Here is a 25,872-nt window from a genome sequence, read left to right as displayed (position 1 = left end):
GTTGAATTAGGAATGGCAGTAACGTTGCGCGACATTGCGAATAAAGCGGGTGTTTCGATTGCAACCGTTTCGCGAATTCTTAATAACGACGCGACCCTTTCCGTCAACGAGAAGACGCGGCAGCGGGTCTTGGATACCGCGGAACGCTTTAACTACACGAAGCACAAGCGTTCCCAAAACAACCGGGTGCAGAAAATTGCGGTTGTTCAGTGGTATTCGCTGACTCAGGAACTCGATGATCTCTATTACATGGCCATTCGAATGGAGATCGAGCGTTCCGCCCAACAAAAGGGCCTGCAGACGGTGCCAATCTACCAAAACAACATGGAGGATATCCCTCAGGACGTTACCGGCGTGATCGCGATCGGGAAATTCAGTGACTCCCAGGTCAAGAAGCTGCGGCTGGTGACTCCTAACATTGTTTTCGTCGATTATGACAGTCTGGCTGCTGGCTACGACTGCCTCGTGCCCGACTTTGAAAATGCGGTTCACTCGGTCATCTCCGAATTCCTGAATGAAGGGATTGATGACATCGGAATGTTGGCGGGGACGGAAAAAACGACCGATAATGAGATCGTTCCCGACCTGCGGCTGTTCTACTTTGAGAGTGACCTGCGCCAGCGCAAGCTTTATCATCCGGAGTATATCTTTGCCGGCAACTACACCTCGATGTCCGGCTACCAGGTGATGAAGGAGGCAATTGCCAAGCTTGGTGATCGCCTGCCCCATGGGATCTTTATTGCTAATGATCCGATGGCGGTTGGGGCCCTTAAGGCGGTTCAGGAAGCCAAAATTGAGATCCCCGACCGGCTGGCACTGATCAGTTTCAACGACACGGCTCTGGTCAAGTACGTCTACCCAAGCATGTCGGCCGTGCATGTTGCCACCGATGAGATGGCTCATGCCGCCGTGGACATGATGATCAAGCGTCTGCAGAATCCGGATAACGACCCGTGCAAGACCGTTGTCGGGACCCACCTGATTAAGCGTCAAACAACTAAGTAAAATGAAGAAGCTCTCGTTCGTTTTATTACAGCGAACGGGGGCTTTTTCATTTTTATTTTGTTTATTTAGGGAATCGATTTCATTATTTTTCTAAAACTATTGACAGCGCTATCAACTAGATATATTATACTTGGTGTATCGATAAACAAAAACGCTTTCAAAACTATTAGAATGCATATAAAGGTGGGTTAGATGTGAATTACTTAATTGGAGTCGACGTAGGAACTACCAGCACCAAGGCTGTTCTGTACGATGAACAGGCAACGGTTCTTGGGCAGGCCAAGCAGGGCTATCCCCTATACCGTGACCCGCTCGGAATGGCGGAACAAAACCCTGATCAGCTGGTTGCTGCGGTCGAGAAGGTCATTCATGATGTCGCTGCTCAGGCAGATTTAACAAATGGAAAATTGTTAGCGGTTTCCTTCTCGAGCGCTAACCAAAGTGTGATCTTGCTGGATGAGCATCACCAGCCACTGACCCGGGCACTGACCTGGGCGGATACCCGAGCAAAAACAATTGCGGCTAATCTGCGGCGTTCACCGGAAGGCAAGCAGATTTACGTTAAGACAGGGACACCGATTCACCCGATGTCACCGTTGACTAAGTTAATGTGGCTGCAAAAAGCAAAGCCGGCAATCTGGGCGCAAACAAAGTACGTTGCCGATATTAAATCGTACCTGTTTTATCAGCTCTTCGGTGTTTTCAAGGTCGATGTTTCGATTGCTTCTTGTACTGGAATGCTGAACATCAATACTGGCAGCTGGGATGAACAGGCGTTGGCCTTGGCAAAGGTCTCGGCTGAAGAGCTGCCAGAGATCGTCAGCGGAACGGCTCAAGAAATTGGCTTGACCGCTCAGGCCCAAGAAGCGATGGGGATTCCTCGAGACACCCCGTTCGTCTACGGGGCATTTGACGGGGCCCTATCAAATCTCGGTGTTGGTGCTACGAGGAAAAATACGGTGGCAATCACAATTGGGACGTCCGCCGCTGTCCGGGTTGCCACTGACCAACCAGTAATCGATCCGCAGCAACGGCTATTCTGTTACGCAATTGATAACGGACTGTGGTTAGTTGGTGGACCGCTGAATAACGGTGGGGCGGTTTTCCAGTGGGCAGTTGAGCATTTCGTTGACGCTAGTGCCGTCAAGAATGAGGGAATCGATCCGTATACGCTTGCCAATCAGGTCATTGCTGATGTTCCGGCTGGTGCTCATGGATTGATTTTCAACCCATACCTCGGTGGTGAACGCGCGCCGTTGTGGGATGCCAATGCACGCGGCAGCTTTTGCGGACTTAATAATCTCCATACTCGGACCGATATGCTGCGGGCGGTGATGGAAGGAATCAATATGAACATCCATAGCGTCTACAAGGCGGTCACGAACCTGGTGGGTGAACCGAAGAGTGTGACTGCGACCGGCGGCTTTGCCAAGTCAAAAGTCTGGAAGCAAATGCTGGCAAATATTTTGAATTGCCAGGTTGAGATTCCCGATGCATTTGAGTCGGGCTGTTTAGGTGCCATTACGATGGCGATGAAGAGCCTCGGGATGATTGATAGCCTTGACGCCGTTCAAAAATTCATTGGCAAAGAGGAAGTTTACAAGCCACAGGCGGCTGCCGTTTCCGTCTACCAGAAATATCAACCAGTGTTTGAACAGATTGCTGATTTAATGTCCCCGGCATATGCCAAAATTGCCGATCTTCAGCAAATGACAGAAGACAAGTAGGAAAGGAGCAAACAAAATGCCATTACTTATCGTTCTAATTGGTGTTATCTTTCTGATTTTCTTGATTGTTAAATTAAAGTTAAACACCTTTGTTTCATTAGTTGTCACGTCGTTCCTGATTGCACTCCTCTTAAAAGTGCCGATTGCTAAAATCCCAACAGCAATTGAAGCCGGGATCGGCAGCCAGCTCGGCCACTTAGCAATTATTTTTGGTTTTGGTTCAATGCTTGGCGCCCTGGTTTCCGATGCCGGTGGTGGTTACCGGATTGCAACGACTTTGATTCAGAAGTTCGGTCGCCGTTGGATTCAGCTTGCCGTTATTCTGGCTTCCTTTATCATTGGTTTGGCCCTCTTCTTTGAGGTTGGGCTGGTCGTTGTTTTGCCAATCATCTTTATCATTGCCCGGGAACTGGACATGCCACTGCTCTACCTTGGTATTCCAATGGCTGCTACGTTGAATGTTGCCCACGCCTTCTTGCCACCACACCCGGCTCCGACGGCGGTTGCTGGAATGCTCGATGCTAACCTGGGTCACGTTCTCCTGCTTGGAATCATTGCTGCAATTCCAACGATTATCATTGCCGGGCCAGTCTTCAACTGGGTTCTGCAAAAGGTTTACCCACGCGTTTACCGGAAGGACGTTGACATCTCCGTCCTTGGAGAATACAAGGAATTTAAGTTGGAAGACACCCCAGGCTTTGGTATTTCCGTTCTGACTGCCATGATGCCTGTTATTCTGATTGCTGTTGCCACAATTTGCTCATTCGTACTGCCGAAGAGCAACCCAGTAAACGAATTTATTCAATTTGTTGGGGCTCCCGATGCCGCAATGCTGATTTCCCTGATCTTCTCCATGTTTACGATGGGTGTTCACCGGAATAAGACGATTAAAGAAATTAACAATTCACTGACGACCTCAGTTAAGAACATCGCACCAATGCTGCTGATCATTGGTGGTGGTGGGGCCTTCAAGCAGGTCCTGGTTGCCGGTGGTGTTTCCACCTATGTTTCCACGCTTTTTGCTCACACCAACATGTCGCCAATCCTGGCCGCTTGGTTGATTACTGCCGTGCTGCGGGTTGCCCTGGGTTCATCGACGGTTGCTTCAATGACTGCTGCCGGATTGATTGCCCCAATGGCACAGCAATTTGGCTCTCAGTCCGCGATGGCCGCCTTGATGGTGCTGGCAATCGGTGCCGGTTCCGTCTTCTGTGACCACGTAAACGATGCCGGCTTCTGGATGATCAAGGAATACTTCGGCCTGTCCCTGAAGGAAACGCTGCTTTCTTGGTCAACTCTGACCTCGGTCCTTGCCTTAGCTGGTTTGGCCTCTGTTTACGCAATGTCACTGTTCTTAGCATAGTTGTCATTTCAGGATGGGAGATGTCGTGATGTTTAGTTTGAATAGCTTTTCCTTGAAAGGGAAGAACGCAATTATTACCGGTGGGGCAACGGGCCTTGGTGAGTACTACACTAAGGCGATGCTGACGGTCGGTGCTAATGTTATGGTTGTTAGTCGCACTGAGAAAGGCTGGGACCAAATTCGCAAATTCGCGGATCAGCATGACGGTAAGGCCAGTTTTCTTTCGCAAGATGTGACCGCAGACGGTGCCGCGGACAAAATCGTTGCCGCAGCGCTAGAGCAACTGGGCAGTATTGACATCCTGGTTAATAATGCCGGAATGCAGCTGCGCAATAACTGGCGGGATTTTCAGGATGCTGACTGGCGCAAAGTGATCAATTTGAATTTAAACGCGGTTTATTACCTATCGCACGCGGTTGCCAAAGAAATGGCCAAGCAGCACTCGGGGAAAATCATTAACATTGGCTCCATGCAGTCGTATCGGGCCGGTAAGTTTATCTTTCCATATACGGCCAGCAAACACGGAATCGTTGGCTTGACAAAAGCATACGCTGATGCATTAGCACCGGAAAACATCCAAGTCAATGCAATCGCGCCGGGCTATATCAACACCCCGATGACAAAGGCGCTGCAAGAAGACCCCGTTCGGAGTAAAGAGATTCTGGAGCACATTCCAGCCGGGCACTGGGCCGACCCGTCTGAACTGATGGGAGTGGCCGTTTTCCTGGCTAGTGACGCTGCCAATTATATTACCGGAGTAACAATTCCAGTTGATGGCGGTTACCTGCTAAGATAGCTGGTATAATAAATTGTTATCTTAATTATGGGAAGTGGAAAAGCAGTGAAACGAGCAACGATCTCACAAGTTGCCAAAACGGCCGGTGTTTCCCAAACCACCGTTTCGCGCTATCTCAATGGCAAATATTCGAAGATGAGCGACAAGACAAAGGCAAAAATTGCCCAGACAATTAAGGAATTGAATTACGTTCCGACTGCGTCTGCCCGGCAACTGCGTCAAAGCAACAGCTATGTCGTCGGGCTTCTAGTAGGGGATGTTTCCAACACCTTCTCCTGCTTGCTGGCAAAGGGAATTGATGATGTTTTGAAACCGGCGGGCTACGACATTGTGATGATGAATACTAACAACATGCTAGACGTCGAACAACGATCGTTGCAACGCCTATTTGAACTGCGGGCTGACGGAATTATTGTTCAACCTGATTCAATCAACTATGACTCATTCGCCGAATGTCGGCGTCGGGATGTTCCCCTGGTGCTGGTTGACCGAGAAGTTAAAGATCAACCTGATGACATCGGGAAAGTAACAAGTGCCAACCAGGATGCCTGTTATCAGCTGGGCCGGGTTTTTAAACAGCGTGGCTATCAAAACATCTTGGCGGTCAGTGCCCACTTTGCCCAAGCCTCAGGACAGATTCCCCGGATTGCCGGGCTCAAAATGGCTGCTGAAGACTTCGGCTTGCTGTACTATGATCTTGAAACGCAGGGGCATAGCAGCGAGTGGCTTCATCGTGAGCTACTAAAGGCAATTAGAGGCTTGCGCGGTCGGACTGCTGTAATTTCGCTGATGGGACCGGTGCTTTTCTCGATCCTTGATATTTTCCATTCTGCTGGTATCCGTTTTCCCGAAGATGTTGGCCTAGTTAGTTTTGATGACTGGGACTGGTCGAAGTATGTTCAGGGTGGGATCTTTCTACTAAAGCAGGATGTTGAATTAATGGGTCGGCTTGCCGCCAAGAAACTGCTCCACCAGATTCAAGGCAAGACAACCCAGAGTGACCTGACAGTTTTGCCAGTTGAGTTTATTGACAAGCCTTCATTGTAGTAAAAAGTGGGGAAGGACTTTAGAAATCTGCTTTTCCATTCAGAGGCGAAAAAAGGCCCCGTTCGCAACAACGCGAACGGGGCCTTTTTGTCACTTCTTAATTCGTTTTTGATACCACCGATACAGAAAATAGGCAGCAATGAATACCATGATCACTATCGCCACGGTGGTGTACTGGTCGAAAATGGTCACGATCTTTGACCATGATGCGCCCACCCAGGCACCGAGACCAACCAAAATGGTGTTCCAGACCGCGCTTCCGATTGTCGTCAGCAGGCAGAAACGGGGGAGCGATGTTTGGGCAATCCCCACCGGAATCGAGATTAGGCTGCGGATGACGGGAATGCACCGGCCGTACAGGATTCCGCCGGTGCCGTGCTGGTTAAACCAATCGACAGCTTTTTGGGCATCGTCGTGGCGAAAACCGAGCAGCCGGAAGGGCCGGCTTGTAAGCACGCTTCCCAGCCGGGTCACGGTGAGTTGGCGGCCCAGCGCATAGAGCACCAGGGCACCGATCAGCGAGCCCACGGTAGCGCTGAAAATCACGCCGCCGATCGTCAGTGCACTTTTGGTGGCAAGAAAGCCGCTCATCGTCAGGATGATTTCAGAGGGCAGGGGTGGAAAGATATTTTCCAGGGCAATTAAAAGGGTGATGGCTAGGTAGCCATAGTGGTTGATGAGGGTGGTGATCCACGCGTTCATTCAGCACGCTCCTGTCGAGAGTTAGTTTTGGTAGACCTTTTGTCCACCGATCCATGTTTCACTAACTCTAACATCTTTCAGTTCTTCTGGCGTGGTCGTGAAGATATCTTTATTCAAAATTACAAAATCGGCATCCTTGCCGGCCGTCAGGGTTCCATTTTGATCGAAGCCACCGATCTTGGCTGCGTCCCGGGTGTAGCCGAGAATTGCCTGCGGCACCGTGATGGCCTCTTCGGGGTTGACCACGTCGCCATTCGCGGCCTTCCGGGTGACCGCCGCGTAGATGCTGTAGAAGGGACTGTCAGGCTCCGCCCAGGGCGTACATGGGGCATCGGAGCTCAGGCCGAGCAGGGCAGACGAGTTTAGCATCGTCTTAACCCGGTAGGCGGTCTTGAACTGCTCTGGCGAAAGGTAATTCCGGTAGGACTCGTCCTCGGCAAAGTAGAAGATCGGCTGGGTAACCAGGGCATAGTTCATCGGACTGGCATCGATTTGGGCAAACATCTCATCGGTCATCAATGAGGCGTGCTCGATCCGGACTGATGGCATGTCAGGCAGCCATGGCTGCAAGTCCTTGGTAATGTCGATGACCCGCTGGATGGCGGCATTGCCCATCGCGTGGATGGCAATCTGGAGCTTGTTCTTTTGGGCAAAGGTCACTTCCTGCTTGAGCTTTTCCACGCTCGTCAGGCTGACGCCCATTTTGCCGGACGGGTACGGCTCCTTGTTGAAGGCCGTCTCGCCGGAGATGCTGCCGTCCATGAAGACCTTGATGCCGGCAACCCGAAGCTGCTGGTCGCCACTGGGCGTGAGCGGCGCTTCTGGGTCCAGTTCATCGAAGACGTAGTAGATTGATGCCTTCGGGGCGAAACCGTCCTTCACGGCGTCCTGGTAGAGTCTGAGGGTGGTATAAGGCTTCATCCGCCCCATCATTTCACCGATTGCCACCAGGCCGTTTGCCAGGTAGTGCTTGGAGCTGTTGACCATGTTGGTGACGTCATTTTCGTAGCTCTGGGCGGACTTGGCCCGGATCAGCAGCTGGGATGCGGCCACCTCCCGCATGAAGCCGGTCGGTCGGCCATCGGCGAAGCGTTCGATCTTCCCGCCAACCGGGTCGGGGGTGTTCTCATCAATTCCAGCGAGTTCCAGGGCCTTGGAGTTGCCGACTGAAGAGTGGCAGTCCGACCGGTAGATAAAGATCGGTTGGGTCGTGGAGACGGCGTCCAGGTCGTCCCTGTTCGGGCTGCGGTGCTCGGCCAGCTTGGTCTCATCAAATCCCCAGCCCTCGATCCAGGTGTCAGGCCCCTTGCCGAAGCTCGGCGACTGACGCAGGGCCTCCTGCATCTCCTTGATGCTATTGACGTTCGGCGGGGTGCAGGCCGTACCGTGCAGAGCGTCGGCGATGTACTTGGGGTGGGTGTGACAGTCGATCAGACCGGGCAGGACGGTCTGGCCATGTAGGTCGACCACCGTTCCCTCAGGAGTCAGTGCGGTGCCCACGGCCTTGATCTTGCCGGAATCAACAATCATGGAATCCGCAAAGCTGGTTTCGTCGGTCCCCAGGAAAATCTTTCCATTAACGTAAGTGGTTGTCATCTGAATAACCTCATTTCTTTTGGACTTTATTAGCATTCCTAAATATAATCCTACCTGACTTTATCGAAATGTAAACCGCTTTCACCTGTGTAAAATAAAAAGTGAATGCATGCTGGGCGGCATTTTCTAACCGTTCGGATTTTAATGATAAATTGTTAAATTTTTGCAAAAATTAGGCTGAGATGTGCTAAAGTAGAACAAGACTATCTGAGAGGTTGGATGAAAAAGTGAAAAATTACCGTTTTAGCCGGCTCAGCATGGGCTGGCAGATTATGATTGGCCTGGTCCTCGGGATTATCTGTGGGGTCCTGTCCTACCATAACCAAAACGCGATTGTTGCGATGCAAAGCCTGGGGACCATCTTTATTCGGCTGATCCAAATGATCGTCATGCCGATCGTGGTTTCCTGCCTGACGGTTGGGATTGCCAACATCGGTGACATCAAGAAACTCGGGCGGATCGGTGGCAAGACCATCATCTACTTCGAAGTTTTGACGACGATTGCCCTGATTCTCGGGATTACGATGGCCAATCTGACCCACCCGGGAACCTTCATTAATATCCACGACCTGCACGCGACGGACATCTCGCAGTACATGTCGACGGCAAAGTCGGCCGCCCATAACAGTGGTTTCTGGCCCCTGATTCTGTCGATCATCCCGACAAACATCTTTAAGTCGATGGCCGACGGGGACATGATGCCGGTAATCCTGTTCTCAGTCCTCTTTGGCTTGGGAATCGCTGCCGTCGGGGAGAAGGCCCAGATCTTGATCGACGTCTTGAACGGGGTGGCCGAGGTCATGTTCAAGGTCACCAACTGGGTCATGAAGCTGGCCCCCATCGGTGTCTTTGGCCTGATTGGGATGACCGTGGCTGAGATGGGCTTGAAGGCCCTCCTGCCACTGGGCTACTTTATCCTGATCGCCTACCTGACGATGCTGATCTTCATCATTGTCATCCTCGGCATCACGGCCCACCTTTTCCACCTGCGCTACTGGAAGACGATGCACGTAATTTTGGAAGAAATCGTCCTGGCCTTCACCACCGCCAGTTCCGAGGTGACGCTGCCGCGGCTGATGAAGAAGACCCATTTGATGGGGGTGAGCGAGGGGATTACCTCCTTCGTTATTCCGACCGGTTACACCTTCAACTTGGACGGGTCAGCGATCTACCAATCCCTGGCCGCCATTTTCCTGGCCCAGGCGTATGGCTTGCACCTGTCCCTTTCCCACCAGATCACCCTGCTGGTCGTCTTAATGATCACCAGTAAGGGGATGGCTGGGGTGCCGGGGGCGTCCTTCGTCGTCCTGCTGGCCTCCGTCTCCACGATTGGGGTACCGATGGCGGGACTGACCTTCATCGCCGGAATTGACCGCTTCGTCGACATGGGCCGGACGGCGGTCAACGTGGTCGGCAACTCGATTGCCACCCTGGTCATCGGTGAATCCGAAGGTGAGCTGGACCGGAAGCAGTACAACGAGTACCTGGATAATTACGGAAAAGATAAAAAATAAGTAAAAAATCGCCACCGCGAGCAATAAGCTCGTAGTGGCGATTTATTTATTCTTTAGTCTCTTGTTCCGGTGCCTGCAATTCGACCCCACGGTGCTCAACACTGGTACTGAAGACGATCTGGGTGCTGGTCTTGCCGAACCGCTGCTGGATGGTGTTGATGAAGTCATCCAGGTTGGTGGTTGAAGGGAAGACAACCTCCATGATTTCGGAGTAATCACCGGTGACGCAATTACACTCGATCACGTTGGGGATGCTTTGAATATACGGGTAGAATTCCTGCTTTTGCCGTGGTTCCAGCTGGACCTGGATGAAGGCTCGAACGTGGAAGCCGATCTCCTCCATGTTGATGCTGGAATGGTAGCCGGTGATGATGCCGGCCCGTTCCAGCTTGGTGATCCGGGCGGCGATGGCTGGCGAGGAAATGAAGCACTCCTTGGAAAGATCCTTTAATGAGGCCCGGGCATTCTGCTGCAGCAAGTTTACGATTTTCCGATCAATTTTATCCATAAATACTAGCCTCACTCAATCGTTTGTCTTAAAATATGATAAAACGTTAATTTTCTAATCATTACTTAATATACTTTCAAATTGTAGGAGATTTTTGTCGAAAAGTCAATTTCCTAAATTTCAAGAATAAGTTAGCCACTGGACTCAAATAAATAATACTGACCAATTGATTATTGGTTGATGGAGCTGTGATATCTCTTGGTAGAAGGCCTTACGATAGATATCCATTGACGAATGTCCATTAAACATAGCTCGTGGATAGTGATTCATCCAATCATTAGTCGCTATGATCTGAGCACTACTATAGTTATTTATAGCTTCACCTTTGGTAATCTCCTTGCGGAGAAACCGGTTATTGATCTCATTGGATCCACGTTCCCAAGGGGAATACGGATCAGCATAGAAAACATGATCGTGAACTTGTGTTAACTCACTAAATTCTGAACCGTTGTCAGAGGTTATTGTCTTAAAAATGCGATAGTAAGCATCTGTGCCCATTTTCTGGCGCAAATTTATAAAGAACTGATTTACTGCATGCGCAGTTTTACCAGCAATTTTACTCGTGATATTAACTCGTGAAAGGCGATCAGTCATTACTAGTACAACACTGTCATTACCGTTTTTCTGTCCCTGAACTGTATCCAGTTCCCAATGGCCAATTTCGGACCGTTGGTCCGCAGTTTGAGGTCGTTGAGCAATATTAGGCCCTAAGCACCTTTTAGCTTGCGGATGAGTTTGATGATGCTTACGTTTAGGTTTTTCAAAGAGGTCTAAATTGGACGTACGAAGCACACCCTCATTAATCCATTGATATAAAGTTACAACCGACTTTGGGATCAGGGTGCCATCATTCATTAAATCTCGAGCCTTATAAATAACCGCTTGTGGGGAGTAATGGTGGTCGTCAAACTCACCAAGCATTAGCTGATCAGCTAATCGTAAAAATTGCTTTGAAGAATAATATAAGCGACGACGACCAGAATGGCGGTGATGTTCAAGATATGTGGCCTGACCAGCTTCATAACTATAGATGTAGTAAGAATATTCGTAAATCTTACCATTAGATTTTTGACGACGAAGTTGGCGGACCGTACCACGGTTGAGCTCGTTATTAATTGTTTGATGATTAACTCCTAATTGGCGACCAATTGCGCGATTGGAAAGTCCTTGCGACTTTAAAGTCGCAATCATCACACGTTCTTCTTTAGTAAGATGAGCATTCTTTTTATGAGTAGTCAATAAAATAGTAGACATGGTATCATTTAAGTGCGTCATTTGACGGACATCCTTTCATATAGGTTTGGTTCACTTAATATGATACCTGATGTCACGCCGAATGGCGTTTTTTATTTACCACCAACTGGGTGGCTAACTTCATTCTATAATCTACCGAAAAGTCAATTTCAAAAGGATTTCAAAAAGTTGCCTGATTCGGCAAGCAGAGTTACGAAAGCGCTATAAATAATGTTACAATATATACAAAAGCTGTTTGAAGTGGAGGCTTATTATTATGGATCAAGAATACCAAAACATTTTAGTACCAGTCGACGGCTCAAAAGAATCCGAGCAAGCACTGCACCGGGCAATCTTTGTTGCTAAGCGAAACGGGGCGCACATTGACATCTTAAACGTCATTGACACCCGGGCAATGGCCTACAACTTCGCCGGAATGTCCGATGGCAGTATTGCCTACCAGTTGGTTGACAAGTCCAAGGAATACCTGGACGGCCTGTTGAAGTCCGCCAAGACCAAGGACGGCTTTGACAACTTAGACATCCACATTCGGCTGGGGAACCCGAAGACCATTATCTCCTTCGACTTCCCACACGATCACCACAATGACATGATCATCATGGGTGCTAGTGGCCTTTCTCGGATGCAGCGGGCGGTCATGGGCTCCGTTACCTCCTACGTTAAGCGGAACGCCCCCGTTGACGTCCTGGTTGTCCGGACCGACGTGGACCAGCCTAAGGACTAAGCGCCTGATTATAATCTGAATTAAAAATCATCCGTGAATCGTTTTTTGATTCACGGATGATTTTTTGGTTAGTCTTCTTGTTGAATCTGTTTGATCACCTTGGCCGGGACGCCGCCCACGACGACGTTATCCGGGATGTCCTTGGTGACGACCGATCCCGCGGCCACGACGACCCCGTTACCAATCGTAACTCCTGGGCAGATGGTGGAATGGCCACCGATCCAGACGTCATTGCCGATGGTAACTGGCTTGCCGATTCCCAGGCGTTCCCGCCGCCCCTTGACTGTCAGGGGATGGTTGACGGTGTAGATATCGGTGTTCGGACCGATCCAGACGTTGTCACCGATGTTCACTGGGGCGATGTCCAGGACGGTCAAGTTGTAGTTGGCCAGGAAGTTGTCGCCGACGTGGATGTTCTTGCCGTAGTCGAAATTAAAGGTGGAGTGGATCACCAGGTTCTTTCCGGCGGAACCGAGGATCTCACGGGCCTTGGCCTCTTGTTTTTCAGCTTCGTTTTCGGGGATGGCGTTGAATTCTTGGGCAAGGGTGGCCGCGTTGAGCTTGCGGGCCGCCACCTCGGGAGCACCGAAGTTGTACCATTCGCCCGCTTCAAGCTTGTCGAGTTCAGACACTAGTTATCATTCCTTTCAGGACGATCAGCAGAGAGTGACAATTCACGTTCATCCTTAAATTGTTGCAGCAACTTGGTGTACTTGTCAATTGCCAGGTCCGATGAGATCTTGCCCAGTGGCAGGTGGGTTGGCAACTGGTCGCTATGGTTGGTGACCTGATCAATGATGATCTCAGCGGCCATCACAGGGTCACCAGGCTCGTGGTGGGCACCGTTAGCCATGTCATCGATGAACTTGGTGAACTGCTCGTAGTCATCGTGGGTCGGCATCGTCTTGTGTGATGACCGCCCCGCCCAGTCGGTCCGGAAGCCGCTTGGCTCAACCAGCATGGTCTTGATGCCAAGGCCCTTGACTTCCTCTTCGATCGAGCCCGTGATCCCTTCGACGGCGTACTTGGTGCCGTGGTAGAAGGAAAGGGTCGGGAAGGAGTAGAGACCACCGATCGACGAGAAGTTGACGATCACGCCGGACTTTTGCTTCCGCATGATCGGCAGTGTCTCACGGGTCATGTCAACCAGTCCCCAGACGTTGACGTCAAACATGTACTTGACGTCTTCCAAGTTAGACTCTTCAAAGGTGCCGAAGTAACCGAGCCCAGCGTTGTTGACCAGGACGTCGATGCCACCGAAACGCTCGGTAGCGCTCTTAACAGCGGCTACCACCTGATCGTGCTTGGTGACGTCCAAGATCACCTTGGCGATTTGGCCGTGGTCGTATTGGTCCAGGTAGTCCAGCTGCCCGGCCTTCCGGGAGGTGGCGACGAGGTTGATGTCGTCGTGCTGGGCCAATTGAATTGCTAACTGCTTACCAAAGCCGGTGTGGGTACCAGTAACTAACCATGTTTTACTCATAATAAAAATCTCCTTTGTTAAACTCTTTTTTGCTGTTTCTTATCTACAAGTGCTATACTACAAGTTAAACTATGGTTTAAGTCAACAGGAAGGACGGATTTTTTTATGAGATATTCAATTGGCGATGTGGCAAAGAAGATGGACGTGCCAACCTCAACCCTCCGTTTCTATGATAAGAAGGGGCTGCTGCCCTTTGTTGACCGCGATGAGGCCGGCCGGCGTTCCTTTAAGGACAACGATCTTAACTTCCTGGAAGTAATTGAGTGCATGAAGAAGTGTGGGATGACGATCAGTGAAATCCGTCACTTCATCGACCTCTGTATGGAAGGTGACGTCACCTTAGAGGATCGTTACGAGCTCCTGGCCAGGGAAGAGCAGGCGGTTGCCAAGCAGATTGCGGAGCTCAAGGCCCAGCAGGACTTCCTCCACTATAAGATGTGGTACTTCAAGACGGCTCTGGAGGCGGGGACCGAGGAGATCCACATGATCCAGACTGCTGAGGGCGAGCGGGTCGATCCAGACATCCACGAGCAGTACCAGGCGGCCCTGGCAAAGTGTCACGACATCAAGGAGCTGATCGACTACCAAAAGAACTACGCGGCCAAGCAACAAGCATAAGCAAAAAAGACCCGTTCGGGATTTCTCCCGAGCGAGTCTTTTTATTTGGGGCCGCGGCCTCTTGGTTTAATTAAGAGACAATTACTTGTTTTCCAGATCCTTCTTGGTGACCTTCAAAACATTGTCCTTAACGGTGACTTCTTCGCCGGCTTGCTTCTCCAGTTCGAAGTCAAACTCTTCACTGTTAGTGACGGTAACGATGACGGTATCATCGAGGCCAGCCTTCTTAATGGTTGGGTCCCAGAATTCCATCAGTTCATCGCCCTTTTCGACGTGTTGACCCTTGTCGAAGTAGGTAACGAAACCAGTACCGTGCAGCTGAACAGTGTCAATCCCGACGTGGATCAGCAGTGCAACGCCGCTGTCGGAAACCAGACCAACCGCGTGCTTCGTGGAGAAGGTTGCCCGAACGGTCCCGGCAAATGGTGCGTAAACCTTACCGTCGGATGGCTTCAGGGCAAATCCTTGACCCATGCTGCCGTTAGCAAAGGCAGGGTCCTTGACGTCCTTAAGAGCAACTAAGCTACCAGCAACTGGGGCTGGGATTTCGGTAACGCCTGGCTGTGGAGCAGGAGCAGCAGTGGCTTCAGTGTCGTCACTGTCCGTGTCACCAAGGTGCTTGCCCCAGGTCTTTTCGAGTTGGGCAACGATCTTGGCGTGTGAAGATTCATCCAGCTTAACCTTGAGGGCAAAGATAATAATACCAACAATGATTAAGGAAATTGGAATTAAGAACATGTAAATCTTGAAGATGGAAACGCCGTGTGCAGTAACAGTAGCGGCGGTAGCACCACCGGTCATCCCGGCAGCAACGGTTGCCATCCCAACAACACCGTTGGCAACGGCACCACCGAACTTATCGAGCAGTGGACGAACTGACAGGGTCAATGATTCATCACGGTGACCAAGCTTTAACTGACCGTATTCAACGGAGTCAGTAATGGTCATCAGAACAACCAGGAAGATAATTGGTTGTGGAATGAAGAACAGTTCAGCACCAAGCAGAACCAGTGCTAAGGACTTGCCAGCAAAGGCAAAGATCAGGGCACCCACAACTTCGATTGAAGCGGCGCCATAGAATAACTTGTGACGACCAATCTTACCAGAGAAGAGTGGGAAGGCGAAGACAGAAATCACACCGACAACCGTGTTCAGACCACCCAAGATGGAGAAGGCCCGTGAGTTGCCTAAGATGTAAGTGAAGTAGTAGAGTTCAAAACTGTTCAGCAGGGTCTGACCAGTAGTGAAGAACAGGTAGGACATCGCAATTGCAAGCAGCTGGTCATTCTTAACCAGGATCTTCAGGATATCCTTAAACTTCGTCTGCTCTTTGTTTTCACGCAACAGTGATTGCTGTTCGTGAGTAAACATCCCAACACCGACAGCCGTGATAGCTGAGATGGCGGCAACGATGACGGCGAAGATAAACCAACCACGGTCATCACCGGTTCCGCCATTTTGCTTAACGGAGAAGAACAGAACCATTGGCATGATTACGAAACCAATGATCTGACCACCAATCGTTGAACCAACACGGGCAAAGGTAGCGATCTTGTCACGTTCGTGTGAATCGAAGGACATCGCTGGAACCATTGACCAGAACCCAACATCATTGAATGAATAGAATACGTCCATAATGATGTAAACAATAGCAAACAGAATCAGGTAAAGAACTGGGTTACTGAGGTTCAGTCCACCAAATGGCGTAAACAGTGCGGCTAACAGAACGGCAGAAATAATACCACCGCCGACAACCCATGGCTTGAACTTACCCCATTTAGTATGGGTCCGGTCAATTGCGTTCCCGATCATTGGGTCGATGATCAATTCACCAATCCGCAGAACCAGGATGATCATGGTAACATAACCAACCATGCGGTTATCGAATGCCTTATTACCAGAGTCAAACAAGTGACCGGTAACGTACATCATAAAGTAAGTAGAAAGTAATGCAAAGAAAGCATCATGTCCAAATGCCCCGAGTGAGTACGCGACACGCGAGCGGACAACATGTTGCTCTTGCTTTGAACTATCCATATTGACTCCTCTTTTCTGCAACAACTTGAAATAACTTACAAGTGTAATGTTAAGCGCTTTCAATAAATATGTCAATGCTTTTTTAGTAAAGTTTTACGAGAAATCAACTTGTGATTTAAGCTCAATCGTGCACATTGGGCACAAACTGTTCTGTAAACTGACTTAGCGGCGGTGGAAAGGGCCCCGGAAAATAACAAAATTTATCATTTGCCTAGTAAACATTTTGCAAATTTTCGTTGAGCATTTTGGTGGGACGTTGTGTTTATTAATCGCAAAAAAATAGTGCAGTCGATTAATTCGCTAATTGATCGAACTGCACTATTTTATGTTAAAAGCGATCGAATAAATTATTGTTCTTCGTACCAGCTGTAGTGGTAGTTGCCTGGGCGATCAACCCGCTCGTAAGTGTGAGCACCGAAGTAGTCACGCTGGGCTTGCAGCAAGTTGGCAGGTAGAACCTTTGCCCGGTAGGAGTCGTAGTAGGAAATAGCGGCGGACAGGGCAGGGACAGGGACACCAGCCTTAACAGCCAGTGAAACCACGTCCCGGATAGCCTGCTGGTACTTCTTGGTGATGTCCTTGAAGTAGTCATCCAGGAGCAGGTTCTTCAGGTCAGGGTTCTTGTCGAAGGCATCGGTGATGTTTTGCAGGAATTGGGCCCGAATGATGCAGCCGGCACGCCAAATCTGGGCTAATTCACCCATCTTGAGGTTCCAGTTGTAACGTTCGGAATCGATCCGCATCTGCTCGAATCCTTGAGCATAGGACATAACCTTACCGAAGTAGAGGGCTTCCCGAATCTTTTCGATCATTTCCTGCTTGTCGGCGATGGAAACGTCCTCGGTGACGTCAGGCAATTCCTTGCTTGCGGCCACCCGCTCGTCCTTCATCATTGAGATGTAACGAGCGTAAACGGCTTCGGTGATTACGGACTGTGGTGCGCCACCGTCGAGGGCCGTCTCGGAACTCCACTTCCCGGTACCCTTGTTGGCACCCCGGTCGAGGATCATGTCGACGATTGGCTTGGACTTGTCGTCACCAATGTCATCCTTGCGGGTCAGGATGTCGGCAGTGATGTCAACCAAGTAGGAGGACAGCTCGCCCTTGTTCCATTCGGCAAAGGTCTTGGCAATGTCGTCAACCGGCATCTTTAAGACGTTGCGCATGATGTTGTAGCTTTCGTCGATCAGCTCTTCATCACCGTATTCGATCCCGTTGTGGACCATCTTGACGTAGTGACCGGCCCCGTTTGGACCAACGTAGGTAACGCATGGCTTGCCATCTTCTTCGGCCTTGGCAGCGATCTGGGTCAGGATTGGTTCAACCAGGTCGTAGGCTTCCTTTTGACCACCAGGCATCAGGGCTGGGCCGTGGAGAGCACCGAGTTCACCACCGGAAACACCCATGCCGATGAAGTTAATGCCGGACTTGTCAAGCTTGGCGTTCCGGGCCATCGTGTCGTGGAAGTTGGTGTTCCCACCATCGATCAGGACGTCACCCTTGTCAAGCAGTGGCAGCAGTTCGTCGATGACGGCGTCAGTTGGCTTCCCAGCCTTGACCATCATCAGGATCCGCCGTGGCTTTTCCAGCGAAGCGACGAAATCCTCAATCGTGTAGCTTGGGACCAGCTTCTTGTCGCTGTGGTCCTTCATCATTTCATCGGTCCGGTTGCGGTGCCGGTTGTAAACACCAACGGTAAAACCGCGACTTTCGATGTTCAGGGCCAGGTTCTTCCCCATGACAGCTAAACCAACAACACCAATTTGTGCTTTTTGATCAGACATTCAAGTCACTCTCCTCATATCAAAACTTGTGAGTCATTTCACAGTTACCATTATAGCAAATCGGTAAAATACTGCAATTGAAAACCATTCAACATAAAAAAGCCTTAAGACTTTGCAGCCTTAAAGCTTTTTGATTATTTTTAGTGGTTGAGTTGGTAAACCCACTTCCGGCCGTCACGGGCAAGCAGCTCGTCAGAAGCAGCTGGGCCCATGGAACCAGGCGTGTAGTTAGGGAACTGTGGCTTTTCGATGTCCCAGAGCTTCCGGATAACGTCCACGAACTTCCATGCGTAGGCAATTTCAGCCCATGATGCGAAGTTGGTGTGGTTGCCTTCCAGAGCATCGTGGAAGAGCCGTTCGTACGGTTCTGGCGCTTCCTTCTTATCGTTGTCGCTTTGCAGGTAAGACAGGTCAACTGGTTGGGTAACGAAGCCCTGACCGGCGCGCTTGGCGTTCAGCTGCAGACCGAAACCAGACTTTGGTTCAACGTAGATCGTCAGAACGTTGGAGTTCAGGGATTGGTCGCTTTCGTGGCGTGGGTCGGCGAAGATGTCGATCAATGGCTTCTTGAAGACAACGTCGATCCGGGTGAACTTGTCGGCTAACTTCTTACCAGTCCGAACGTAGAATGGCACACCTGACCAGCGGTAGTTGTCAAACAGGAGCTTGGCGGCAACGAAGGTTTCGGTACCGGATTCTGGGTCAACCCCGTCGGCGTCACGGTAAGCTTCCGTGCCGTTGCCGGCGTCGTACTGACCACGAACAAAGTTGGCTGCGGCTTCGGATGGGGTGTAGACCCGCAGAGAACGCAGGGCCTTAATCTTTTCAACCCGGACATCGGAGTCGGTGAAGGAAACAGGCTGTTCCATTGCCAGTTGAGCAACGATCTGCATGATGTGGTTTTGAACCATGTCACGCAGGGCACCGGAGTTGTCGTAGTAGCCGGCACGCTCTTCGACACCCAGCTTTTCACTCAGGGTTACCTGGATGTTGTCGATGTAACGGTTGTTCCAGAGGGATTCGATGATCGTGTTACCAAAGCGCAGTGCTTGGATGTTTTGAACCATTTCCTTACCCAGGTAGTGGTCGATCCGGAAGATTTGGTTTTCATCGAAGGTCTTGGACAATTCGTCGTTCAGCTTCTTAGCGGAATCAAAGTCCCGGCCGAATGGCTTTTCAATAACCAGGCGGTTGAAACCGTCGTCGCTTAAGAGCCCCTGCTTCTTCAGGTTCAGTGCGATGGTACCGAAGAATTGTGGTGCCATGGACATGTAGAAGAGACGATTGCCGTCGGTGCCGAATTGCTTGTCGAGTTCCACAATCCGTTCCTTCAGTGCGGTGTAGTGTTCAGGCTTGGTGACATCGTGTGCCTTGTAGAAGAAGTGCGTAGAGAATTCTTCTGCTTCGCCTGAACGGGTTTCGTTAACGTCCTTAATGGAGTCACGAACAAGTTGTTGGAATTCGTCGTCACTGTATTCGTGACGGGAGGTACCGAGCAATGCAAAGTGGTCAGCCAAGTAGCCCTTTTGGTAGAGCTTGAAGAGAGCCGTGTACAGCTTCCGCTTAGCTAGATCACCGGTTGCCCCAAATAACGTAATGACAGCTTTATTTTCTGTAGCCAAAAATGTTCACTCCTTCTGAAATTTCAGAAAATTCTATAACGGTTCAATTATATACTCTTCAGGCCGCTTCTGCACTAAAAAAGAAACCGTTTGCGCAGATTTGTCAGGCGGCCCAGAAATGGAATAGGAGGGGGAAAAAGCGTCATGATCGTCATTTGCTAACCGCTTGTCATTTATTGGTCTAGAACAAAATTGTTTACTAAAATTTGGACAATTAAAAAGGGACCGCCGAAGTTATACGACAGTCCCTAGATAAATGTTAAATATATTGGTGCCGTTCCGCGAGAACCCCACAGACGGTGAAGAAGAGGGCGGCAATCATGATGACAACCAGGCTGGCGAACCAACCGTGCGTCTGTGCGTTCAGGTTGCCGACCACGATCGGACCCAGCGCCGAAATCAGATAGCCGACGGATTGAACCATTCCGGACAGGCTCCGGGTATCGGTGGCGTTCTTCGTCTTGAGGCCAAAGAGGGTCATGGCTAAGACGAAGGTCGTCGTGGTTCCGGCACCCAGGAGTAGGGCAACGATGCAGAAATAGGCAAAGGAGCCGACATGGAAGAACATCATCAGCGTGCCCAGCATCGAGACGATCCCCGCGAAGAGCATGATTGGCTGCCGGTTGGTCATCCGGGTGGCGATCACCGGAATCAGGAAGGCGAACGGGATTGAGAAGAGCTGGAGCAGGCCGGCGATCAGGCTGGCCTGGTTACTGGACAGGCCGGCGTCCATAGCAATGGACGGCAGCCAGGCAACGATGCTGTAGAAGACGAAGCATTGTCCACCGAAGAAGAGCAAGAGCCACCAGGCGTTCATGTTCTTCCACATGTTGGTCCCCTTAGTTTCCTGAGTAGCGGCCGTGTTGGCGACCCGCTCGTTGTACTTCAGGTTTGGCAGCCAGACGATGGCGGTGATCAAGGCGATGGCGCTGATAATCGTGACCGCGGTTTGCCAGGAGCTCTGATGAGTAATCGGGGTGATTGCGTAGGCCCCGATCGCCGCGAAAAGGGTCATCGCGGTGTTGTACATCCCGGTGACGCTCCCGATCTTGTCCGGATACTTATCGGCAATGATGGCTGGCAGGAGGACGTTGATGCAGGTGATCGCGATCCCGACCAGCGCCGTCCCCAAGATCAGCCAAGTGAAGTTGATGATTCGCAGGTAGGAACCGATGAACATCAGGACCATGGCAATCTCCAAGGTCAGCTCGTTCCCCAGGCGTTGAGCGGTCGAAGAGACCAATGCGGAAAGCAGGCCGAAACAGAGCAGCGGGATGGTCGTCAGGATCCCCAAGCTGGTTGGGGCGACGTTAAAGGTCGCGGCGATTTCCTTGACGACTGAAGGAATTGCGGTGATCGGCATACGCATGCAGACACCGAGCAGGAGCAGCCCGAGGAGCAGCAGCGGGCTGTGGTTTTTAATTTTTTTCACGAGATTCGTCCTTTCTTTGTGAGATTAGGTAAAACCTTAAACTAAATTAAACAATCTTATTATAGCATAATGTCCGGCAGATCCCGATTAAATAACGATGAGAGGGGCGCAAAACAGCCCAAATAGCAGGGGTTGAATAACCGGCACATTCTTTGCCGCGCAGGTATTAATCCGCTTCTTGCCGGGGGCGGTGGATTTGACGCCACCTGGTGAAAACCATATAATCGAACAAGAAGTTTGAGACGGAGGAAAAACATGACGGCAAAAATATACCCGTACCTCACATTCGAAAATGCCAAGGAAGCCATGGACTACTATGTCCAGGAATTTGGGGCGGAAATCACCTATCACCAATCGTTAAATGAAGAACAGGCGGAGAGTCTGGGGATGCCGACTGACCGCGAGCACCTGGAACAAACGACCCTGCGTGGTGAATTTACCATTGCTGGTCAGAAGTTCATCTGCGCCGACGCCACGATGGGAACTCCCCAGACGTCGAGCCTGGTGTCGATCATGCTCAGCTTTACCGACGACCCCAGCCAGGCCCGGCAGTTGTTTAACCAGCTTGCCCAGTCCGAGGATCAGCGGGTGACGGTACCCTTTGGTGACTGGATGTTCGGCAGCCAGATGGGCCAGGTAGTTGATAAGTACGGGATCACCTGGCTGATCACCACTGATTACGATTTGCCGGAACAATAATTAAAAAAACAAGGGAATGAGTTGGCCAAGCGCCTCCCCATTCCCTTGTTTTTTAATTGAATTCTGCCCAACGCTTCTTAAGGATTGCATAGATCCGCTCGGCATCCCGAGAAGTACCACGCAATTCGTAGTCGGCCAAGAACGGTGCGTTAAAGCGCCTGGCGTACATCCGGGCGGTCAAACAATATTGTTCGTTGAAGTTGCGGTTGCCGCTGCCAACGATTCCCAGGCACATGTCGGCGTTGTTGCCATCCGCAATGTACTCACCCAGGGCGTTGGTCATGATTTCGGTATAGCCGGAATCGATTCCGTTTCCCCCCGTGAGGTAGGTTGGGACAAAGACGAAGAAGGGCTTTTCCTCCTTGGCGGGAATGGTCTGGTCACTAATTTCTTTAGTGGTGATCAGCGGATTTTCGGCGTTAAGGGTGTGCTGCTGCTGAGCATACTCGCTCAATTGGTGTAGAAAGGCGCGGGTATTGCCCTCAAGTGAAATGTAGATGATATTTATTGGTGCCATTGCTGATTCTTCCTTTTGATTTATCGCTTGATGTGTTTGAATACTTTTAATTATACAACGCTTAGGCCCCTAATTACGATGTGGTGCCCGATCGAATTAGTTAAAAATAGCGAAAGGCCCTTTGACCACGGACAGAAAATGATAAAATTATAAGTAAGAATGTGCACAGTAGGGGGAGCAAAAGTTGAGCAGAATTGTATTAAATGATCTAACCTTTGAAGCTAAGTCGGGTGATCAGCTTGAAGGGGTTTCGATGGAATTGACGTCACCACAGATGATTGCGATTTGCAGCGACGATCAGGGGGCAGCAAGCGCGATTGAGCAGCTCGTCGCCGGGAGCGGCAAGGTGCTAGACGGTAACGCGCAGGTGAACGATCAGGATGTCGCGCACCTGAAACGCCGTCACGCCGCTAACATCGCCAGTCTGGCTGAAATTGATCTGCGGGGGCGCCGGGTCAATAAGGCGATTAAGAAGGCCCTGCGCCGCCAGCCCAATGCCCTGTCACTGGCGGCCACGACTCAGCTGGCCCAGTCACTGGGGATTCAGCTGGACGCCCGGCTGGCAAGCCTGACGGATGTCCAGCAGCAGGAACTAAAACTGGTGATTCTCTTGGCCCTGCGTCGGCCGATTGTGATGCTTCAAGACGGCCTGGACGCGTTACCGGGGGATGCCCGACTCACCATCGGTAACCTGCTCCGTGACTACGTTCAAAAGACCAACTCACTGGTTCTGTTCACGAGCACCGACGTTTCGACGATGATGCGTTTCGCCGACGTGATCTACTACTTCAATGGCAGCCGCCTGACTTCGGCGCGGGCCCTGCGTGCTAGCGACGGGGTTGATTGTACGGTGACGGTTACCGGGACGGGACTGCCGGTGGAACTGGCGGTAAAAATGGGTGCCCATATGCTTGAGGAAGCGCCAAATGAGACCCGCTTTCTCTACACCGGCAACATCCAGGCCCTTCTGCCATTACTGGAGCAGAGTACGATCACCGATGTTCGGATTGAGGACGCTTCGGTGGAAGATGAGCTGATGGCCTACTAAGGAGGCAGCGATGACAAGAATTGTAATTGTAAGTCACCGGCACGACCGGCTCGCCCGTCTCTTAATGGAAAATACGTATTCGGCGGTGGTCGCCAGCAGCTTTGCGGTTGACTTCCAGGCGGGGGACCTGCTCTGTTGGCTACCGACGGTCAACGAACCGGTTGACGATGAGGTGCAGGACCTGGCCGCGGCAATTGACCGGGCAGTTTTCACGCCGCAAAAGATTGTGATGCTGTCGATTGCCGGCACAGCCGACGACGCCAGCCCCGACCAGGTAAAGCACTGGTACGGCAAGCACGGTCAGCAAGCGGTCTGGGCCCACCAGTACGCCGCCAAGATGATTGACGAGCTGGAATTGCCCTACGTCGTGGTCCGTTCCCTGCCGATCGTCGAGGGAGATGGCCCGCTGCAAATCGTCGACGAGGGCCAGACGATGACGGGAGAACGTGTTGGCGATCAAGCGCTGGCTACCGTTTTGCAAACGGCACTGACCACGGCCCGTTACGACAACCACTCGATTGGCGTTATGCCAAAAACGAAATGAGGGAAAATTATGGAAAGAAAATTAACCGACTACCAGCAATGGCAAAAGCAGCTCCAAGATATTCGTCTGCCACGGTGGAAGGAGCTTCCTAGCCTCGGCCTTTACGTTGACCAGGTAGTGACCGTGGTCAACGAACAGTTGGCCGCCTTTGACGTTGAGCCCCTGACTAAGGCAATGGTTAATAACTACGTCAAAAAGAAGGTTATCCAGGCCCCGGTAAAGAAAAAGTACGCGGTGAACCAACTGGTCGATCTGCTGCTGATCGGCTTCTTCAAGGTAAGTTTTAGCATTGATGACATCCGGGCCGGGATCGCCCAGGTGACGATCAGTACCTATCCACAACAGGCCTACGATCACTTTGCCACGATCCTTGAGGCCACCTTGGCCGGGCAAAAGGCAGCGCCGGCAAACGGCCAGATTGATCCGGCCAGCCAGGCATTGATGGAGGCAGCTATTCAGGCGGTGCTTGCTCATTTGAAAGCCAAGCACATTTTCGCCGAGATGCATGATCACCAGCAGCCCTTGGATGTGGAGAAGGGCTAAAAAGGAGCGGCATAGTGCCGTCTCTTTTATTTTTATATTTTTGTTGCAATTGCAACAAAAGGTGATAAGATAATGGACGAGGAGAGATTTTTACCATGATCGATATTTTAAGGGAAGTCGGGATGATCGAGCGCGCATTGGATTCAATGTCGAATATTGAGTTTAAGCAGATTGGCTTAGCGCGGGGACAGTACCTCTACGTCGTGCGCATTTACGAGCATCCGGGCATTATCTCCGAGCAACTGTCGAACTTGATAAAGGTTGATCGCACCACCATTGCCCGTGCCGTTAAGAAATTGGAGGACAAGGGATTCATTGAGCGGTGCAGCGATCCTAAAAACAAGAAGATCAAGCGCCTGTACGTTACTCAAAAGGGTAAGGACATTTATCCCTTTATCATCCGTGAGAATCAACATTCGAACGCGGTGGCATTGCGTGACTTTAGCGATGAGGAAGCACAGCAGGTCCATGACTACCTGGTCCGGATTCGCCACAACATTGATGGCGACTGGGACTTGGTCAAGCATGGCGGTAAGCGAAAGTACTAGGAGGTTTTTATTATGATGGATAAAGTAACAGTTGATCCCAGCTTTTTTGAACTGTTCCCGGACGGTCAGGTGAACATCCTGTACGCAAGCGGAATTGATAACCACGACACCGACCAGAATTTGGACGACCGGCGCAAGCTCTTGGCAAACGCAACCAAGGAGGCCGGCCAGTTCCTGACCAACGAGACCTTCCGGCTGAACCCGGTTGTTGACCAGTGGCGGAAGGCCTACCAGCAGTTCAAGAAGAAGAAGGGGGCCCGGGCCTCAGTTGAAGCACTGCTAAAGCGTGCCAACCAGGGGCACAAGTTCGAACCAATCGACCCGATGGTGGACGTCTACAACAGCATTTCCTTGTCCTACGGGGTGCCGGTCGGCATGGAAGACCGGGACAAGATCAAGGGAACGATGCACCTGGGCAAGGTCGAGGGCGGCCAAGCCTTCCGTCCGGTTGGTGCCGACAAGGATGAGCCAACCCTGCCCGGTGAGGTTTGCTGGTACGACGACGAGGGCGCCGTTTGCCGGTGCCTGAACTGGCGTGATGCCCAGCGGACGATGCTGACGGAGGACTCGACCAAGGTCGTTGCCGTCATCGAGTCCGTGAATAAGGAACAGATTCCGCACGCCAACGAGGCGATGGACGAGTTGAGCAAGCTGATCACCAAGTACTTTGGCGTTGAGACGACGCAGGTTTACCACCTGACGAAGGACGCGCCCGAAGCCGAGGTTCCAGAAGAACTGCGCTAACCATATTGGTATTGGCA

The 25,872-nt window shown here is 51.1% G+C and carries 25 protein-coding genes; 14 read left to right on the top strand and 11 right to left on the bottom strand.

All coding sequences use genetic code 11. From position 1 onward, the window contains the following. Positions 1-12: 12 nt before the first annotated feature. The 5 genes from LKE23_RS06115 to LKE23_RS06095 all read left to right on the top strand — a co-directional run bounded on the left by LKE23_RS06115 (position 13) and on the right by LKE23_RS06095 (position 5,938). A complete protein-coding gene (locus LKE23_RS06115; protein WP_291976448.1) occupies positions 13-1,005 on the top strand; it encodes a LacI family DNA-binding transcriptional regulator in 993 nt (330 codons plus the stop codon). Between the two features lie 194 nt (positions 1,006-1,199). Further along, a complete protein-coding gene (locus LKE23_RS06110; protein ID WP_291976447.1) occupies positions 1,200-2,732 on the top strand; it encodes a gluconokinase in 1,533 nt (510 codons plus the stop codon). Positions 2,733-2,748: 16 nt separating this feature from the next. Further along, entirely contained in the window at positions 2,749-4,095 is a 1,347-nt protein-coding gene (locus LKE23_RS06105; RefSeq protein WP_291976446.1) for a gluconate:H+ symporter, read from the top strand. 13 nt (positions 4,096-4,108) lie between these two features. After that, on the top strand, positions 4,109-4,891 hold the full coding sequence (locus LKE23_RS06100) for a glucose 1-dehydrogenase (protein WP_291976445.1): 783 nt from the start codon (positions 4,109-4,111) through the stop codon (positions 4,889-4,891). A gap of 27 nt (positions 4,892-4,918) precedes the next feature. Continuing rightward, complete coding sequence (locus tag LKE23_RS06095) at positions 4,919-5,938, top strand: LacI family DNA-binding transcriptional regulator (protein ID WP_291976444.1); 1,020 nt, start codon at positions 4,919-4,921, stop codon at positions 5,936-5,938. A gap of 90 nt (positions 5,939-6,028) precedes the next feature. Here the strand turns inward: LKE23_RS06095 and LKE23_RS06090 are convergent, their stop codons facing one another. Further along, positions 6,029-6,640, bottom strand: coding sequence for a DedA family protein (locus tag LKE23_RS06090; protein WP_291976443.1), 612 nt, complete (start codon positions 6,638-6,640; stop codon positions 6,029-6,031). A gap of 21 nt (positions 6,641-6,661) precedes the next feature. Continuing rightward, on the bottom strand, positions 6,662-8,236 hold the full coding sequence (locus tag LKE23_RS06085) for an amidohydrolase (RefSeq protein WP_291976441.1): 1,575 nt from the start codon (positions 8,234-8,236) through the stop codon (positions 6,662-6,664). Positions 8,237-8,463: 227 nt separating this feature from the next. On the opposite strand from LKE23_RS06085, the gene LKE23_RS06080 reads away from it, so the two are divergent. After that, positions 8,464-9,750 carry a cation:dicarboxylate symporter family transporter gene (locus LKE23_RS06080; RefSeq protein WP_291976440.1) on the top strand — a complete coding sequence of 429 codons (1,287 nt, stop codon included), beginning with the start codon at positions 8,464-8,466 and terminating at the stop codon, positions 9,748-9,750. 46 nt (positions 9,751-9,796) lie between these two features. Here the strand turns inward: LKE23_RS06080 and LKE23_RS06075 are convergent, their stop codons facing one another. Together LKE23_RS06075 and LKE23_RS06070 are read right to left on the bottom strand one after the other, a co-directional pair. Beyond that, complete coding sequence (locus LKE23_RS06075; RefSeq protein ID WP_291976439.1) at positions 9,797-10,258, bottom strand: Lrp/AsnC family transcriptional regulator; 462 nt, start codon at positions 10,256-10,258, stop codon at positions 9,797-9,799. A 144-nt stretch (positions 10,259-10,402) separates the two neighbouring features. Then, positions 10,403-11,533 (bottom strand): IS30 family transposase, encoded by a 1,131-nt coding sequence (locus LKE23_RS06070; protein WP_291976173.1) that lies wholly within the window; start codon positions 11,531-11,533, stop codon positions 10,403-10,405. Between the two features lie 235 nt (positions 11,534-11,768). On the opposite strand from LKE23_RS06070, the gene LKE23_RS06065 reads away from it, so the two are divergent. After that, positions 11,769-12,236, top strand: coding sequence for a universal stress protein (locus tag LKE23_RS06065; protein ID WP_291976438.1), 468 nt, complete (start codon positions 11,769-11,771; stop codon positions 12,234-12,236). 68 nt (positions 12,237-12,304) lie between these two features. On the opposite strand, the gene LKE23_RS06060 is transcribed toward LKE23_RS06065, so the two are convergent. Both LKE23_RS06060 and LKE23_RS06055 read right to left on the bottom strand, forming a co-directional pair. Beyond that, positions 12,305-12,868: a sugar O-acetyltransferase gene (locus tag LKE23_RS06060; protein ID WP_291976437.1), complete on the bottom strand. Its 564-nt coding sequence runs from the start codon at positions 12,866-12,868 to the stop codon at positions 12,305-12,307. Continuing rightward, positions 12,868-13,722: an SDR family NAD(P)-dependent oxidoreductase gene (locus LKE23_RS06055; protein ID WP_291978272.1), complete on the bottom strand. Its 855-nt coding sequence runs from the start codon at positions 13,720-13,722 to the stop codon at positions 12,868-12,870. Before LKE23_RS06055 ends, LKE23_RS06060 begins: the two co-directional genes overlap by 1 nt. Positions 13,723-13,824: 102 nt before the next feature. On the opposite strand from LKE23_RS06055, the gene LKE23_RS06050 reads away from it, so the two are divergent. Then, positions 13,825-14,337 carry a MerR family transcriptional regulator gene (locus tag LKE23_RS06050; protein WP_291976436.1) on the top strand — a complete coding sequence of 171 codons (513 nt, stop codon included), beginning with the start codon at positions 13,825-13,827 and terminating at the stop codon, positions 14,335-14,337. A gap of 81 nt (positions 14,338-14,418) precedes the next feature. Here LKE23_RS06050 and LKE23_RS06045 read toward each other — a convergent pair whose 3' ends face one another. The 4 genes from LKE23_RS06045 to LKE23_RS06030 form a co-directional block, all read right to left on the bottom strand. Further along, complete coding sequence (locus LKE23_RS06045; protein WP_291976435.1) at positions 14,419-16,374, bottom strand: glycoside-pentoside-hexuronide (GPH):cation symporter; 1,956 nt, start codon at positions 16,372-16,374, stop codon at positions 14,419-14,421. 347 nt (positions 16,375-16,721) lie between these two features. Continuing rightward, positions 16,722-18,158, bottom strand: a complete 1,437-nt coding sequence (gene gndA / locus LKE23_RS06040; RefSeq protein WP_291976434.1) for an NADP-dependent phosphogluconate dehydrogenase — start codon at positions 18,156-18,158, stop codon at positions 16,722-16,724. Between the two features lie 140 nt (positions 18,159-18,298). Next, positions 18,299-19,780 carry a glucose-6-phosphate dehydrogenase gene (gene zwf / locus LKE23_RS06035; protein WP_291976433.1) on the bottom strand — a complete coding sequence of 494 codons (1,482 nt, stop codon included), beginning with the start codon at positions 19,778-19,780 and terminating at the stop codon, positions 18,299-18,301. Between the two features lie 259 nt (positions 19,781-20,039). After that, positions 20,040-21,212 carry a CynX/NimT family MFS transporter gene (locus tag LKE23_RS06030; protein ID WP_291976432.1) on the bottom strand — a complete coding sequence of 391 codons (1,173 nt, stop codon included), beginning with the start codon at positions 21,210-21,212 and terminating at the stop codon, positions 20,040-20,042. A 255-nt stretch (positions 21,213-21,467) separates the two neighbouring features. Here LKE23_RS06030 and LKE23_RS06025 point away from each other — a divergent pair, with 255 nt between their 5' ends. Next, entirely contained in the window at positions 21,468-21,911 is a 444-nt protein-coding gene (locus LKE23_RS06025; RefSeq protein ID WP_291976431.1) for a VOC family protein, read from the top strand. A gap of 52 nt (positions 21,912-21,963) precedes the next feature. Here LKE23_RS06025 and nrdI read toward each other — a convergent pair whose 3' ends face one another. Next, the gene (nrdI, locus tag LKE23_RS06020) at positions 21,964-22,428 is read right to left on the bottom strand and encodes a class Ib ribonucleoside-diphosphate reductase assembly flavoprotein NrdI (RefSeq protein ID WP_291976430.1); all 465 of its coding nucleotides are present in this window, start codon (positions 22,426-22,428) and stop codon (positions 21,964-21,966) included. 184 nt (positions 22,429-22,612) lie between these two features. Between nrdI and LKE23_RS06015 the strand changes: the two genes are divergently transcribed. From LKE23_RS06015 to LKE23_RS05995, 5 genes are all read left to right on the top strand, one after another. Continuing rightward, positions 22,613-23,476: a multidrug ABC transporter ATPase gene (locus tag LKE23_RS06015; RefSeq protein ID WP_291976429.1), complete on the top strand. Its 864-nt coding sequence runs from the start codon at positions 22,613-22,615 to the stop codon at positions 23,474-23,476. A 10-nt stretch (positions 23,477-23,486) separates the two neighbouring features. After that, a complete protein-coding gene (locus LKE23_RS06010) occupies positions 23,487-24,020 on the top strand; it encodes a saccharopine dehydrogenase related protein (protein WP_291976427.1) in 534 nt (177 codons plus the stop codon). A gap of 9 nt (positions 24,021-24,029) precedes the next feature. Further along, complete coding sequence (locus LKE23_RS06005; protein ID WP_291976426.1) at positions 24,030-24,563, top strand: DUF1836 domain-containing protein; 534 nt, start codon at positions 24,030-24,032, stop codon at positions 24,561-24,563. A 95-nt stretch (positions 24,564-24,658) separates the two neighbouring features. Continuing rightward, on the top strand, positions 24,659-25,111 hold the full coding sequence (locus LKE23_RS06000) for a MarR family winged helix-turn-helix transcriptional regulator (protein WP_291976424.1): 453 nt from the start codon (positions 24,659-24,661) through the stop codon (positions 25,109-25,111). A 15-nt stretch (positions 25,112-25,126) separates the two neighbouring features. Continuing rightward, a complete protein-coding gene (locus tag LKE23_RS05995) occupies positions 25,127-25,855 on the top strand; it encodes a B3/B4 domain-containing protein (RefSeq protein ID WP_291976423.1) in 729 nt (242 codons plus the stop codon). Positions 25,856-25,872 lie beyond the last annotated feature (17 nt).

The organism is Limosilactobacillus sp. (genome assembly GCF_022482365.1).
Taxonomy (GTDB): Bacteria; Bacillota; Bacilli; order Lactobacillales; family Lactobacillaceae; genus Limosilactobacillus.
This window is presented reverse-complemented; position numbering and strand designations above follow the sequence as displayed.